This is a genomic window from Streptomyces sp. NPDC005393, from assembly GCF_040606675.1.
GTDB lineage: Bacteria > Actinomycetota > Actinomycetes > Streptomycetales > Streptomycetaceae > Streptomyces.
The window spans coordinates 122551-136351 of sequence record NZ_JBEXFG010000012.1; the positions used below are offsets into that span (position 1 = coordinate 122551).

Annotated in this window: 15 protein-coding genes and 1 pseudogene; 10 read left to right on the top strand and 6 right to left on the bottom strand. The window is 68.6% G+C overall.

Annotated features, from left to right (window positions below; genetic code table 11):
• Nucleotides 1-162: 162 nt before the first annotated feature.
• The 3 genes from ABZS71_RS13670 to ABZS71_RS13680 all read right to left on the bottom strand — a co-directional run bounded on the left by ABZS71_RS13670 (nucleotide 163) and on the right by ABZS71_RS13680 (nucleotide 2250).
• Entirely contained in the window at nucleotides 163-522 is a 360-nt protein-coding gene (locus tag ABZS71_RS13670) for a hypothetical protein (RefSeq protein WP_356209758.1), read from the bottom strand.
• Nucleotides 523-665: 143 nt separating this feature from the next.
• Complete coding sequence (locus tag ABZS71_RS13675) at nucleotides 666-1463, bottom strand: hypothetical protein (RefSeq protein WP_356209761.1); 798 nt, start codon at nucleotides 1461-1463, stop codon at nucleotides 666-668.
• Entirely contained in the window at nucleotides 1456-2250 is a 795-nt protein-coding gene (locus ABZS71_RS13680) for a GntR family transcriptional regulator (RefSeq protein WP_356209763.1), read from the bottom strand. Before ABZS71_RS13680 ends, ABZS71_RS13675 begins: the two co-directional genes overlap by 8 nt.
• A 101-nt stretch (nucleotides 2251-2351) precedes the next feature.
• Here ABZS71_RS13680 and ABZS71_RS13685 point away from each other — a divergent pair, with 101 nt between their 5' ends.
• From ABZS71_RS13685 to ABZS71_RS13715, 7 genes are all read left to right on the top strand, one after another.
• Nucleotides 2352-3389, top strand: coding sequence for an ABC transporter ATP-binding protein (locus tag ABZS71_RS13685; protein ID WP_356209767.1), 1038 nt, complete (start codon nucleotides 2352-2354; stop codon nucleotides 3387-3389).
• 61 nt (nucleotides 3390-3450) lie between these two features.
• Nucleotides 3451-4644: an ABC transporter substrate-binding protein gene (locus ABZS71_RS13690; protein ID WP_356209770.1), complete on the top strand. Its 1194-nt coding sequence runs from the start codon at nucleotides 3451-3453 to the stop codon at nucleotides 4642-4644.
• Nucleotides 4645-4651: 7 nt separating this feature from the next.
• Entirely contained in the window at nucleotides 4652-5536 is an 885-nt protein-coding gene (locus ABZS71_RS13695; protein ID WP_355851172.1) for an ABC transporter permease, read from the top strand.
• Nucleotides 5537-5571: 35 nt separating this feature from the next.
• The gene (locus ABZS71_RS13700; protein ID WP_356209773.1) at nucleotides 5572-6387 is read left to right on the top strand and encodes an ABC transporter permease; all 816 of its coding nucleotides are present in this window, start codon (nucleotides 5572-5574) and stop codon (nucleotides 6385-6387) included.
• A 159-nt stretch (nucleotides 6388-6546) separates the two neighbouring features.
• On the top strand, nucleotides 6547-6789 hold the full coding sequence (locus tag ABZS71_RS13705; protein WP_356209776.1) for a hypothetical protein: 243 nt from the start codon (nucleotides 6547-6549) through the stop codon (nucleotides 6787-6789).
• A complete protein-coding gene (locus tag ABZS71_RS13710) occupies nucleotides 6723-7271 on the top strand; it encodes a hypothetical protein (RefSeq protein WP_356209779.1) in 549 nt (182 codons plus the stop codon). Before ABZS71_RS13705 ends, ABZS71_RS13710 begins: the two co-directional genes overlap by 67 nt.
• Nucleotides 7272-7512: 241 nt before the next feature.
• The gene (locus ABZS71_RS13715; RefSeq protein WP_356209782.1) at nucleotides 7513-8475 is read left to right on the top strand and encodes an alpha/beta hydrolase fold domain-containing protein; all 963 of its coding nucleotides are present in this window, start codon (nucleotides 7513-7515) and stop codon (nucleotides 8473-8475) included.
• Nucleotides 8476-8579: 104 nt separating this feature from the next.
• Here the strand turns inward: ABZS71_RS13715 and ABZS71_RS13720 are convergent, their stop codons facing one another.
• The 3 genes and pseudogenes from ABZS71_RS13720 to ABZS71_RS13730 form a co-directional block, all read right to left on the bottom strand.
• Nucleotides 8580-8738 carry a hypothetical protein gene (locus ABZS71_RS13720; RefSeq protein WP_356209785.1) on the bottom strand — a complete coding sequence of 53 codons (159 nt, stop codon included), beginning with the start codon at nucleotides 8736-8738 and terminating at the stop codon, nucleotides 8580-8582.
• Between the two features lie 145 nt (nucleotides 8739-8883).
• Nucleotides 8884-9237 carry an MFS transporter gene (locus tag ABZS71_RS13725; protein WP_356209787.1) on the bottom strand — a complete coding sequence of 118 codons (354 nt, stop codon included), beginning with the start codon at nucleotides 9235-9237 and terminating at the stop codon, nucleotides 8884-8886.
• 208 nt (nucleotides 9238-9445) lie between these two features.
• Nucleotides 9446-10689: pseudogene (locus ABZS71_RS13730) on the bottom strand (aminotransferase class I/II-fold pyridoxal phosphate-dependent enzyme).
• 258 nt (nucleotides 10690-10947) lie between these two features.
• On the opposite strand from ABZS71_RS13730, the gene ABZS71_RS13735 reads away from it, so the two are divergent.
• The 3 genes from ABZS71_RS13735 to ABZS71_RS13745 all read left to right on the top strand — a co-directional run bounded on the left by ABZS71_RS13735 (nucleotide 10948) and on the right by ABZS71_RS13745 (nucleotide 13780).
• Nucleotides 10948-11634, top strand: a complete 687-nt coding sequence (locus ABZS71_RS13735) for a hypothetical protein (protein ID WP_356209790.1) — start codon at nucleotides 10948-10950, stop codon at nucleotides 11632-11634.
• A gap of 264 nt (nucleotides 11635-11898) precedes the next feature.
• Entirely contained in the window at nucleotides 11899-13140 is a 1242-nt protein-coding gene (locus ABZS71_RS13740; protein WP_356209792.1) for an MFS transporter, read from the top strand.
• 88 nt (nucleotides 13141-13228) lie between these two features.
• A complete protein-coding gene (locus tag ABZS71_RS13745) occupies nucleotides 13229-13780 on the top strand; it encodes a hypothetical protein (protein ID WP_356209795.1) in 552 nt (183 codons plus the stop codon).
• Nucleotides 13781-13801: the final 21 nt, after the last annotated feature.

Genomic DNA, 13801 nt, shown 5'->3' on the forward strand with positions numbered 1-13801 from the left:
CGGGAAAGCGGCGTCACCCGGCCGCGGGCCTCAGCACCCTCAGGACGCAAGGAGAGCATGCCACCGCGTCCTGAGCGCACGAGGACGTATCCGAAGGGATGGCCGACTATGATCGGTCCGGTGTCCGAGCCGTCAGCGGCCTGGTGGTTCCTTGGCGGACCGTCAGTGGTGCTGCTGGGCGGGGGGTTGGGTGGGGACGCCGGTCGGTTGTTCCGTGGTGGCCGGGACGGCCGCGCGCTGCTCGCGACCCCAGGTCTCGCGAGTGGACAGCACCCCGAGGAGGCCCACCACCGCGATGCACCCGTAGAACCGCGCAGGCCCCGTCCATCCGAAGGACTCCGCCAGCAGCACGGCGAGGAACGGGGCGAAGCCGGCCAACGACGCTGCCGTCTGGTATCCCAGCGAGGCTCCGGACGTCCGCGTGCTGGTGGTGAACAGTCCGGCGAACCAGGCCGCTTGAGTGCCCGTCAACGCGGCGTGAACCACACCGATGGCGATCAGGAAGATCAATACGATCGGCACGGGCGCCCCCGTGTTGGCCATTAGAGGCGGCAGTGCCCGGTCAGCCCAGCAGGGCCTGGGCGCGGCAACGTGCCGGCGCAGTACAGCGGGTGACGCTCGTCCGGGCCGGGTCGGCAGTGCCGGTAGGCGGGAGGCTCGGAGACCTACGCACGCCCTACCGGCGGAGTCGTGACCAGGATGAGGGGGATGTCACCGCAGGGTCGCAGCCGCAGCCCGCCGTGTTCGACGCCGTCCGCCGGTCCGGCCAGTACGGCCCCGAAGTCCGGGCCCTTGACGAGAGAACCGGCCAAATAGTCGGCACAGGCCGAGGCGGCGACACGGCCGCGCGCGTTGACGAGGAAGGCAGGGCCGGGCAGCTTCTGCATGACCGGCATCACCGCCGCCTCGAAATGCGAGAGGTACACGTCCGCCGCGGCCACTCCCGTGAAGCGGCCCCCGACCGCCACCGGCACGGACAGGGTGAGGCTGTACTCGTCGGAGCAGAGATAGTCCACGTACGGCCCCGCGACCGCGCGCCGCCCGGTGTCGCGGGCCAGTGCGAACCAGTCCCAGTGGGTGTAGTCGGAGTACGCCGAGCGCTCCGGGTCCAGGTCCAGCAGCAGCGGGCGCACGGCACCGCCCGCGCCGATCTGCCACCATTCGAGCCATGCCGATACGTCGGCGAGCAGCCCCGGAGCGGCCACGAACCCGGCGCCGGAGACCAGATCGAGTCGCGTGAGCCGGGTGTGCAGGCCGGGGCGGAGCGCGGCGAGGTCGCCGGTGAGGGGCCGCCGGCCGCTCTCGGTGGCCGAGGCGAGGAGTGCCGCCGCGTCCGTACGGGTCTCGGAGACGGCGTCGAAGACGCCCTCCAGGGTGTCGCGGACGCAGGCTGCCACGTCGGCGGCCGTCACCTCGTCAAGGTTGTCGGGTCCGCCGCCTGTGGGACGGGGACTGCTACCCATAGGTGTTCTCCTGGGGATGGGGACCACCAGCGGAGCCGGAGGTGCCGAGGCGGAGTTCGACCAAGCGCGCCATGCACAACTGGACGCACCCCTCGGTCAGGGCTCTCGCCTGCTCGTCCGCACCATCTTGCAGTGCGGAGATCACGGTGCGGTGACGATCGCACACGTCCTTGAGATACCCCTCCTCGCCGAGCACGAGAGACAGCAGCGCCCCCACCTCTGTCTGGATGCCGATCTCCTCCCGGGTCAGCCGCGCGGACTGGGCCGCGGCGGCCAGTTCCACGTGAAAGCGCCCGTGCACCCGGCTGCGTGCCGCGCCGTCAGCCGCCTCCGTCAACTGCTCAACAGACCTGCGCAGTGGGAGTAGATCCCCGGGCTCGGTGCGCTGGGCCGCGAGCCGGGCGGCGGCCCCCGAGACGGCGGCCCAGTGGTCGCCGAGGTCGCGGAGTTCCTCGGTGCTCCAGCCGGCGAGGAGGCTCCGCAGCCGCTCCTCGGCGGGACCTTCGGGAACGGTGACGAAACTCCCTCCGCCCCGCCCCCTGCGGGTGGTGACCAACCCCTGCTGGCGCAGCGCCATCAGTGCTTCACGCAGGGTGACGGTCGAGACCCCGAGCTGTGTCGCGAGGTCGGACTCGCCGGGCAGTTGCTCCCCGTCCGCCAGCAGCCCGAGCTCGATGGCGTCGCCGAGCCGCCGCACGACCGCGTCCACCCGGGCCTGATTGTCGACGGGTGTGAAGACGGTCCGCCGGGCGCCGCCCAGTTCTCGCGTCACGGCAACCACCCCCATGTTCGTTGACTCAGGCTTTACCTTAGCGAGGTATTGAAACTAGAACTATGACTTCATATGTTTAAGGTCAACGTCCGGCAGCGCCAGAAAGGTTCCCGCCCATGGAAGGGAAAGCCGTCCGACTGCAGAGCCTGTGCAAGTCCTTCGGGCAGACGAAGGCGGTAGCCGGGGTCGATCTGGACATCGCGGACGGCGAGTTCTTCTCGATGCTGGGGCCGTCCGGATCAGGCAAGACCACCGTGCTTCGGATGATCGCCGGCTTTGAGCCGCCCACCAGCGGCACCATCGAACTCGCCGGGAGGGACGTGACCCGCCTCGCCCCCTTCGAGCGGGATGTGCACACCGTCTTCCAGGACTACGCGCTCTTCCCGCATATGACGCTCGAACAGAACGTCGCCTACGGTTTGAAGATCCGCAAGGTTCCCAGGGCCAAGCGCCTGGGGCGGGCCCGCGAGGCCCTGGCGAACGTGCGGCTCGAAGGCTTCGGCGACCGCCGGCCGTCCCAGCTCTCCGGAGGCCAGCGGCAGCGCGTGGCGCTGGCCCGGGCCCTGGTCAACACGCCCAGGGTGCTGCTGCTCGACGAGCCGCTGGGCGCCCTCGACCTCAAGCTGCGCGAGCAGATGCAGATCGAGCTCAAGGAGCTGCAGCGCGAGGTCGGCATCACCTTCGTCTTCGTCACCCACGACCAGGACGAGGCGCTGACCATGAGCGACCGCATCGCGGTCTTCAACCAGGGCCGCATCGAGCAGGTCGGCACCCCCGCCGAGATCTACGAACGTCCCGCCACGCCCTTCGTCGCCGGCTTCGTCGGCACCTCCAACCTGCTCACCGGCCAGGCCGCGGAGCGGGTGGTGGGCACGGCCGGCACCTTCAGCATCCGTCCGGAGAAGATCCGCGTGCTGAAGGAGGACCGGGACAGCGGCGAGCCGGAGTGCTCCAGCGCCGTCGGCACCGTCGCTGAGGTCGTCTACCTCGGGGACGCGACTCGTTTCCTCGTGGACCTCGACGCCGGGGGGCGGCTCACCGCCCTCCAGCAGAACCTGGAGACCTCGTCCGAGGACGTCGCGGCCTATCGCGGCTCGCGGGTCAGGCTCCAGTGGCAGCCACGCCACAACGTCCGTGTTCCGGAATCGCAGTGATCGCACCACCCCGCACGTCCTGTCGCCGCCACCTTTCCCCCCATCCCCTGTGGAGCTCTCCGTGCGCATGTCCCGTTCGCTGAAGGCCGCCACCGCGGTCGGCGCCCTCCTCCTCGCCACCGCCTGCGGCTCGTCCGGCACGTCCTCGTCAGCCGACGGCTTCAACCCGCCCGACCTCAAGGCGCAGAAGAAGCTCGGCAAGACCGAGGGCAAGGTGAACCTCATAGCCTGGGCCGGCTATGTCGAGGACGGCTCCAACGACCCGAAGGTCGACTGGGCCAGCGACTTCGAGAAGCAGACCGGCTGCCAGGTCAGCGCCAAGACCGCGGCCACCTCCGATGAGATGGTCAGCCTGATGAAGTCCGGTCAGTACGACGCGGTCTCGGCCTCCGGCGACGCCTCGTTGCGCCTGATCGCCTCCGGCGACGCCGCCCCCGTTAACACCAAGCTCGTCCCCAACTACAAGGACGTCTTCGCCGGTCTCAAGAACCAGGACTGGAACTCCGTCCACGGTGTCCCGTACGGCATCCCGCACGGCCGCGGCGCCAACCTCCTCATGTACAACACGAAGAAGGTCTCCCCGGCCCCCGACTCCTGGTCCGCCGTCTTCGACAAGGCCTCGGCCCACAAGGGCAAGGTCACCGCGTACGACTCACCGATCTACATCGCGGACGCCGCCCTCTACCTGATGAAGAGCAAGCCGTCGCTGGGTATCAAGAACCCCTACGCCCTGGACCAGAAGCAGTTCGACGCCGCCGTCCATCTGCTCAAGGAGCAGAACGCCAACATCGGCGAATACTGGGGCGACTACCTCAAGGAGATCTCCGCCTTCAAGAGCGGTAACTCGGTCGTCGGCACCGCCTGGCAGGTGATCGTCAACGCCGCACAGGCGGAGAAGGCCCCGGTCAAGGCGGTGCTGCCGAAGGAGGGCGCGACCGGCTGGTCCGACACCTGGATGATCTCCGCCAAGGCCAAGCACCCCAACTGCGCCTACAAGTGGATGGACTGGATCATCTCTCCCAAGGTGAACGCCCAGGTCGCCGAGTACTTCGGTGAGGCCCCGTCCAACGCCAAGTCCTGTGCCCTGACCTCGGTGAAGGACCACTGCGCCACGTACCACGCGGCCGACGAGCCGTACTGGAAGAAGGTCCACTTCTGGACCACGCCCGTCCCGCAGTGCCTGGACGGCCGCAAGGACACCAAGTGCGTGCCCTACAGCAAGTGGGTCCAGGCATGGACCGAGATCAAGGGCTGAGCATCACATGACGAAGACCGTGCCGACCGCCGGATTCGTCCGGCGGTTCGCCGGGACCCTGCACCGCCGTCCCCGGCTGCAACTGTCCCTGCTGCTCTCCGCGCCGCTGGCCTGGCTCGTCCTCGCCTACCTCGGCTCGCTCGCCGCGCTGTTCATGTCCGCGTTCTGGACCACGGACAGCTTCACCTCAAGTGTGGTGAAGGTCTGGAACACGGACAACTTCACCGCCCTGTTCACCACCGACGTCTACCGCCAGGTCGCCCTGCGCAGCATCGGCGTCGCCCTCGTGGTCACCGTCCTGTGCGCCGTGATCGCCTTCCCGGTCGCCTTCTACACGGCCCGGATCGCGCGGCCCAGGTGGCGGCCCCTGCTGGTGGTCGCCATCCTCACCCCGCTGTGGGCCAGCTATCTGGTCAAGGCGTACGCCTGGCGGCTCATGCTCGCCGAGGGCGGTCTGCTGGACTGGCTGCTCGCGCCCCTCGGCCTCCACGGACCCGGCTACGGACTGACGGCCACCGTCCTGGTGCTGACCTACCTGTGGCTGCCGTACATGATCCTGCCGATCCACGCCGGACTCGAACAGCTCCCGGCCAGCCTGCTGGACGCCTCCGCCGACCTCGGCGCCCGCACCGGCCGGACCTTCCGCCTGGTGGTGCTGCCGATGATTCTGCCGTCCATCGCGGCCGGCTCGATCTTCACCTTCTCGCTCAGCCTCGGCGACTACATCGCCGTGCAGATCGTCGGCGGCAAGACCCAGCTGATCGGGAACCTCATCTACTCCAACATCACCCTCGACCTGCCGCTCGCCGCGGCGCTCGGCACCGTACCCGTGGTGATCATCGTGTTCTATCTGCTCGCGGTGCGCCGCACCGGAGCCCTCAGCAGCCTCTGACAGCCTCTGACGGTACGCAAACCGAAGGCCCCTCGATGAATCTCTCCCGCCCCGCGCGTATCACCGTGCGCATCGCCGCCGTGCTCGGCTTCGCGGTCATCTACCTCCCGCTGCTGCTGGTCCTGGTCAACTCCCTGAACCCGGACCGCAGCTCGGGCTGGCCGCCGCCCGGACTCACCTTTCACTGGTGGGGCGACGCATGGCGAAGCACCGGTGCCCGCGCCGCACTGTGGACCTCGGTCAAGGCCGGGCTCGGCGCTACCGCGATCGCCTTGGTCCTCGGCACGCTCATCGCCTTCGCCGTCCAGCGCTTCAGGTTCTTCGGCCGGGAGACCATCTCCTTCGTGATCGTCCTGCCGATCGCCCTGCCCGGCATCGTCACCGGCGTCGCGCTCAACACCGCCTTCCGTACGGTCCTCGAACCGCTCGGCGTCGGCCTCGGCATGTTCACGGTCGTCGTCGGTCACGCCACCTTCTGCGTCGTGGTCGTCTTCAACAATGTGGTCGCCCGGCTGCGCCGAATGGCCGGCTCGTACGAGGAAGCCGCCATGGACCTGGGCGCACACACCTTCCGCGCCTTCGTCGACATCACCTTCCCCCTGGTGCGTTCCGCGCTCGTGGCAGGCGGGCTGCTCGCCTTTGCCCTGTCCTTCGACGAGATCGTGGTGACGACCTTCACGGCCGGGCCCGGCGTCCAGACCCTCCCCGTCTGGATCTTCTCCAACATGGCCCGGCCCCGGCAGGCACCCGTGGTCAACGTTGTCGCCGCGGTCCTCGTCCTGCTGTCGGTCATACCGATCTACCTCGCCCAGCGGCTGTCGTCCGACACCGCCTCGGGCAGCAGGATCTGAGGAACCCCCATGGCCCGGGGCTCCCGCGACGCTCCGGACCCGTGGGGTCCCGAGCTGATGCCGCATCCCTACGAGCAGGTTCCGGAGGAGGGACGTCCTGTCAGGGAACCCTTGACGGGTCGCTGCCCGGGCGGCCAGACCTTCCGGGGAGTCGTCGTTGTGCAGGACGCGGTCGGCGTCGCCGAAGCGCTCGACCGCCTGGTAGAGGCGGTGCGCACGGTAGTGCTCCTCGGCGTCCTCGGCGTGCCTGGCCGCTTCGAGGAGTTCCCCGGCCTGTTCCTCGAAGCGGCTCCATTCCTCGTGCACCGACCTGCGGCGCCGTCGTCGGGGGCGGTGTGGAAAAGGCCCTGGAGGCGTCGGCGTTCGACCGCCATCACGGCCTGGCGCAGGCCCTCCAACTGATCGCGGCGGCGCGCCACCGGTTCGGCCGGTTCCGCCTGGTCCAGCCGGCTCAGCAGTGCGCGGGTCCGCCGTACGGCTTCGGCGCGTTCCCCCTGCTCGACCAGGACGTCAATCTCCGCCTGGCACTCACCGGCGAGATGCGCCAGGCGTTCCGGCTCGTGCGCCGGGCAGGTCTCCAAAGCCGCCCGGAAATCGTCGAGTTGCTCATGGCAGTGGCTCAACCGGTCAGAGCGCCCTGCCCGCGCGTAGTACGGCAGCGCGTCCTCGGGCCTTCCCTCGGCCAGTGTCAGGTCCCCGGCCCGGTCCGACAGCCGCCGCGCGGATTCGGCGTCTCCTTCCGCGTCGGCCAGGTCCAGGCCGGCCCGTATGTCCTCCAGCCGAGCTCGATCAGCGGGAGCGCCGGGCTCATCGGTCCGGCCGGGTACGGCGTGTCAACGGCGGCGCTGCGCGCCTTCGCCCGCTCCTGGTCCAACAACCCGTGACCGCGGCATCCGCGTCAACGTCGACCGCCCTGCTCACGTCTGTACCGACGCTCAAGCGCAATGCTGGAATCTCAGAGGACAGTCACGCCAACCTGCTGCCCCTGGTCCCCGCCGACCGATGAGGCCGCGTTGATGAGATCGCGTTGATGAGATCGCCGGACCATCGGCGGACCTACCCGGATCCGGCCGAGCAAGTCCGGCCGCACGGCAGTTGCCCCGCAGTCCCTGAATGGAATCGACCATGACCTACACGCTTGACCCTGAGCTCGCCGCGGCCCTTCAAGCCCTCGCCGAGCAGAGCGGCCCCGCTCCCTTGCCCGAGCGCGACGACTGGCAGTCGCTGCGCGCGATGGGCACAGCCGGGATGCAATGGATGACCTCACTGCTCCCCGCCTATCCGTCCGGCTATCCCGACGTGAAGGCGTCCTCGCACACCGTGCGGTCCCGGGACGGAGCGGAGATCCCCGTCCGCTACTACGGGAAGGCCGACTCCGCGCCGGGCTCCGCGGTCGTCTACGCCCACAGCGGAGGGATGATCTTCGGCAGCGTCGACCTCTACGATCCAGTCATCGCCGGATACGTGCAGGCAACCGGGGTGCCGTTCCTGTCCGTGGACTACCGCCTGGCCCCCGACGAAGCAACCGGTACCGACCCTGCCGAGGACATGTTCGCCGGACTGACCTGGCTGCGCGACCAGGCCGCCGACCTCGGAGTCGACCCGAACCGCATCGCCGTCATGGGCGACAGCGCCGGCGGAGGAATCGCCGCGGGAACAGCGACCCTTGCGCGCGACAGGGGCATCCACCTCGCCCGCCAGCTCCTCATGTATCCGATGCTCGACGACCGCAATCTCACAGCGGACCCGCGACTCAAGCCCTATCTCGCCTGGACCTGGGACGACAACTGGACCGGCTGGCACGCCCTGCTCGGCAACGCGTTCCGCACCGACGCCGTCCCGCCGGCAGCGGCACCCGCTCGCCTGGACACCGTTGAGGGTCTCCCACCCGCCTACGTCGAGGTCGGCGAGCTCGACATCTTCCGGGCCGAGTCGGTCACTTACGCGCAACGGCTCGCCGACGCCGCCATTCCGGTAGAACTGCACGTCCACAGTGGCGCAGTCCACGGCTACGACCGCCTCGCCCCGACCTCCCTGCTCGCACGCCGGGCCATGGATGACCGCAGACGCGTGATCTCCGCCCTGTGAGAATGCGCTGGTGAGCCATGCAGAACCGGCGGCGGGCCGGAAGCAGCCTTGTGCCGTGCTCTCCCGGCTGACGGGTGGCCCTCCTCACGGCGGGCCGGACGGTGTCAGGGGTGTGCCCTTTCCGTTTCGGCCGGGTAGGGGGCGGTTGCGGTGGTTGTCCCGGTGGGGGTGGTGGGGGTCGTGGGGATGAGGGCGGTGGCGATCAGTCCGAGGGCGACGAAGCGCGCGGCGACGTAGCCGCCGAGGGTGATGGCCTCGGTCATCGCCGCGTGTGCCGCGTCGGCGGCTGAGGCGCTTGTCGGACTGCGCGGTGGACATGCCGGTCCCGGTGAGGCGGTTGTGCAGCTTGGAGCCGGGGGTGGTGAAGAAGATCGTGGTGAGAACGGCGATGCCAAGGGCGGAGCCCAGCTACCGGAAGGCGCTCTGGATGCCCGAGGCTTGTCCGGCACTGTGCTCGGGCGCGTCGGCGAGGACGACGTTGGTGACTTGGGCGGTGGCGGATCCCACTCCGGTGCCGTATAGGAAGAGCACCAGCGCGATGGACCACCACGAGCTGTCCGTGGCGGCGGTCAGCGCCAGCCAGGCGAGGCCGGCGACCTCAAGAGCCATACCGATACGGACCTGGCCGAGCGGCGCGATCCTGGAGGCCGCCCCGAAACTCGCGCCGCTGGCGACGAAGCTGCCCATGGCCAGGGGGACCAGGGCGAGTCCGGCCTGGAGGGCGCCGTAGCCGAGGGTGAACTGGAGCCACAGGGGGAGCACGAGGCGGCGACGCCACGCAGGCCCTTATGACGTCCGCCTGTTCTCTGTCGCCTCCTTCCGCAACGGCAACATCGTCACCGTGATCATCGGGCTCGGCGAGTTCGGCATCATCGCTGGGTGTGCCCGACGGCGCGGCGGCCCCCCACGGAGCGCGACGCCGTCAACCGTAGGTCCGGCTGCCCCTCATGAGCGGCAGCCGGACCGGCAGTTACCTCGCCAATAGCTTCTCGTAGCCGACGAGCCGCACGCAGGCGGTGACGCCCCTGATGGCCTGCGCCAGCTCGTCGAGGGTGGGGAAACTGGGCGCGATCCGGATAACCGAGTCGTCCGGGTCTTGGCCGTGGGGGTGGGTGGCGCCCGCGGGAGTGAGGACGATGCCCGCTTCGGCAGCGCGGCGCACCACTGCGCGGGCACAGCCGTCGAGGACCTTCAGGGTGATGAAGTAGCCGCCCTTGGGCTCCGTCCACGTGGCGAGACCCGTGCCGCCCAACTCGGCTTCGAGGATGCGCAGAACGGCGTCGAACTTCGGGCGGAACTTGGCGCGATGGAGCTCCATGTGGGCGTGGACGCCGGCTTCGCCCTTGAGAAACAGTGCGTGGCGCAACTGGTTCACCTTGTCCGGGCCGATGGTGCGCTTCGCGGTGTTGGCCAGCAGCCAGGCGACGTTGTCCGGGGAGGAGCCGAAGAAGGCGACGCCGCTGCCAGCGAAGGTGATCTTGGAGGTGGATCCGAAGACGAAGGCCCGGTCGGGATGGCCGTTGCGCGCGCAGGCGGCGAGCAGATCGCTGATCTCCACGCGCTCGTCGGTCAGGTGGTGCACCGCGTAGGCGTTGTCCCAGAAGATCCTGAAGTCCGGGGCGGCGGTGGACATGGCCGCGAGCCGGGCGACGACCTCGTCGCTGTAGCTGATCCCGTCCGGGTTGCTGTACTTGGGCACGCACCAGATGCCCTTGATCGAGGCATCCTCGGTCACCAGCCGCTCCACGACCTCCATGTCCGGCCCCTGGTCGGTCATGGGAACCGGAATCATCTCGACACCGAGGCGTTCGCAGACGCCGAAGTGCCGGTCGTATCCGGGAACGGGGCAGAGGAAGGCGATGCGCTCCTCGTCCACCCAGCGGGACTTGGCCCCCGGCATCGCGCTCAGCAGCGCGTGCACCAGGCAGTCGTGCATCAGCTCCAGGCTGGAGTTGCCGCGGCCACGAGCTGCTCGACGGGGACCTGGAGCGGTTCGCTGAAGATCTCCCGCAGCTCCCGCAGGCCCTGCAGACCACCGTAGTTGCGGCAGTCCACGGCCTTGGCGCTGGTATATGTGTCGCCCGGCAGGGCGAGCAGCGGTGCGGAGAGGTCGAGCTGGTCCGCAGCCGGCTTCCCGCGCGTGAGGTCGAGGGAGAGGCGCCGCCCCACCAGCTCGGCGTAGTCCCGCTGCGCGCGATCTCGGTGGGCGACCAGGGCATCGGTGCTGGGCTCGGTGGGATTGATGGCGATCTCCTTAGGACGCGCGGCGTACGGAACGAGACGTCGCCAGCACCTTACAAAAGCCCCGTCCGTAGGTGGCCGGCGCTCTTCCGGCGCATGAGCGCCGCCCTGATCATCTGCCACTCCAACTGCCGCTCAGGGCAATCGGGCGTGACTAACGTGCTGCGCTGAGGCGAGGCATGGACCCGCCCCTCCCCCTACCCCCGCCCGACTCCCCTGGAGGACGCCCGCATGCCCCCTCATCAACACTCCCACGAGCGGCCGCAACTGGTCGGAGTGGTCGGCGCCACCGGACGACTGGGGTCGAGCATCGTCGGGGAGTGCTCCCGACGCGGCATCCCCGTCACCTGGACAGCGACGAGCGAGGCGTGGGGCGCGGCGCCGACGTCGCAGAGCGAGCCGGTCCGCCCGCCCACCGTGGTCATCGACGCCAGCCGCGGAGCCGTTCTGCTGCGGACCGCCGCGTACTGCAAGGAGACGGGCGCCGCGCTGGTGATCTGCGCCTCAGACCTCGCTCCTGGGGAACTGGCGGCCGCGAGGGAGCTGTCCGCGCATGTGCCGGTCGTACGGGCCGTCAACCTGTCCGTGGCGCACTGGCCGCAGAACCACCTGGTGAGCACCGCGACGCGCATTGCCCGGCGGCTGCCCGAACTGCCAGCCGCCAGCGTGCTCGAACGCCACACCGCGGCGAAGCGGGATCAGCCGAGCGCGACCGCACAGGCGCTGGCCGGCACCTGGGACGAGGTGCTCGGCGACGGGGCGGCAAAGGAGATCACCTCCTACCGTGCCGGGCGGGCGCGGACGCGCAGGCCGGTGACGGCGTGCGAGTCGTCGCTTTCCCGGGCCTCCGTCGAGAGCCGGGAGAAGCGCCGTGCCTGTGATCAACCGCCGACCGACCAAGAAGGAGGTGCCCCATGAGCTACGACCACTAACGAAGAGCCGGCGGACGGGCACGGCGCCTGCCGCGCCCGTCCGCGTCGGGGACCGCCGGTCGGTTTTCCGGGTAGCCCGGTTGTCCCGGCCGGCGACAGTCTGGTTCCGGACCATTCCAGAGGAAGGCACGACGTCATCCACGCAAAATGCAAGCGACGTACCGTCAATCGCGTTGCGAGGGTGAAGAGTTGGCGTTTAGGCTCTGGCGTCTCTTCACCGCGTTCCGTCCGTATCGAGCAGGATGAGAGAATGAGCCTGAAAACCGAAACCACCGCTGAAGATCCGGACCAGGAAGCCGGAAGCCCCTTCGGTCTGCCGGCGTTCAGATGGTTCTTCACGGGACGGCTTGTCTCACTGCTGGGTAGCGCGATGACTCCCGTCGCATTGTCCCTCGCGGTGCTCAACGCGTCGAACAGTGCCGGCGATATGGGAGCGGTGCTCACCGCCAACACGATTCCTCTCATCGTCTTCACGCTGGCCGGCGGCGTCGTCGGTGACCGGTTCTCGCGGCGACTGGTACTCCTCCTCTCGAACCTGGGTGCCGGACTGACGCAAGCGATCGTCGCATTCCTGCTGATCTCGGGGAACTACAGCCTCGGTTCGTTGATCCTGCTGGAAGCCCTCAACGGAACGATGGCGGCCTTCACGAATCCGGCCCTGCGCGGCATCGTCCCGGACATCGTCCCCAAGTTACAGATTCAGCGGGCGAATTCAGTTCTGGGGTCGGCGAAGAACGCAGCGAAAGTGCTGGGGCCGACAGCCGCGGCCACGATCGTCGCCACCGCGGGCGGTGGCTGGGCTATTTCCATCGACGCCGCCACCTACTTCGTCGCGGCGGTCTGCATGGCCAGGCTGAGGGAGACCGGTAAGACGCCCCCTCGCAAGGCGAGTGTCTTTGTGTCTCTTCGTGAGGGCTGGACGGAATTCAAATCCAGGACCTGGGTGTGGACGATCGTCGCTTCGTTCGGCGTGGCGAACTACATTCAGGTCGGCATCTGGACCGTCCTTGGGCCGCTGATCGCCAAGGAGAGAATCGGCGAGACGTCCTGGGGCTTCGTGCTCAGCGTCAAGGCGGTGGGCGTGCTGCTCATGGCCGTCGTGATGTACCGGATCACCTTGAAGCGTCTGCTGCCCGTGGCGCAGACCTGTGCGGCGCTGGTGGGTCTTCCCCTGATCGCTCTGGGACTCGTGGCGAATGTGTACTGGCTCGCGGCCTCCACATTCATCGCGGGGCTGAGCCTTGGTCTCTACAGCATTGCCTGGGAAACCACGCTGCAGGAGCAGATCCCCAAGAATATGATTTCGCGCATCTCGTCGTACGACAATCTCGGTTCCTTCATCGCCATTCCGGCGGGGCAACTCTCTGCGGCTCCACTGGCGAGCGTGTTCGGGGCTTCCCGTGTGGCGCTGGTCGGCGGATTCCTGTGGATCGTCCTCACCCTCTGCCCCCTTGCGGTCCCCTCGGTACGGGGATTGCGGCACGCCGTCTGACACGACCGCCTAGCTACTCGGAGGCTACCGTTTCCCGCGTCCTGTTGACCGCAGTCGAACCTTTCGGTAGAAATTATTTGAATTCCGCGTGGGAGGCCTGCCGACTGGTGGCCGACGACCCCCGGCCGGACTGGAACTGGAAGTCGTCCTACTGCCGTGCGTATTCGGTGATTCCATAGAAGCCCTGCGCAAGGTGACCCTTCGCGTGGAGCCCGAGTTGGTCGTCGCCACCGGCCAAGGGGGCAGCCGCCCGGACATCACCGTCGAGCGTGTCGCGATCAATCTCGACGACGCCCAGGGGCCGGACAACAAGGGCAACCAGCCCGTCGACGCGCCCATCGTCCCAGAGGTGCGGGGAGAGGCCGAGAAACTACTGAAGAGCGCCCGTGAACTGGGGCCTTCGGATTTCCTCACCGGCGACCCGGAGTGGCCCGCACCCGGATCGGACCTCCAAGCCAACATCATCAACATGTTCCGGTATGCCTCGGGGCATCCCGTGATCACCTCGCTGGACGACCTCGAGCAATGGCTGCCCGAGTACGGCTGGGAGGTCGGAGGGTTCCCGGAGTTGTCAAAGGGGGAGCACGGTGACCCGGAAGCTGCACCTCAATGCGTTTTTGAGCAGCGTCGGCCATCATGAGTCGGCCTGGCGGTTTTCCGG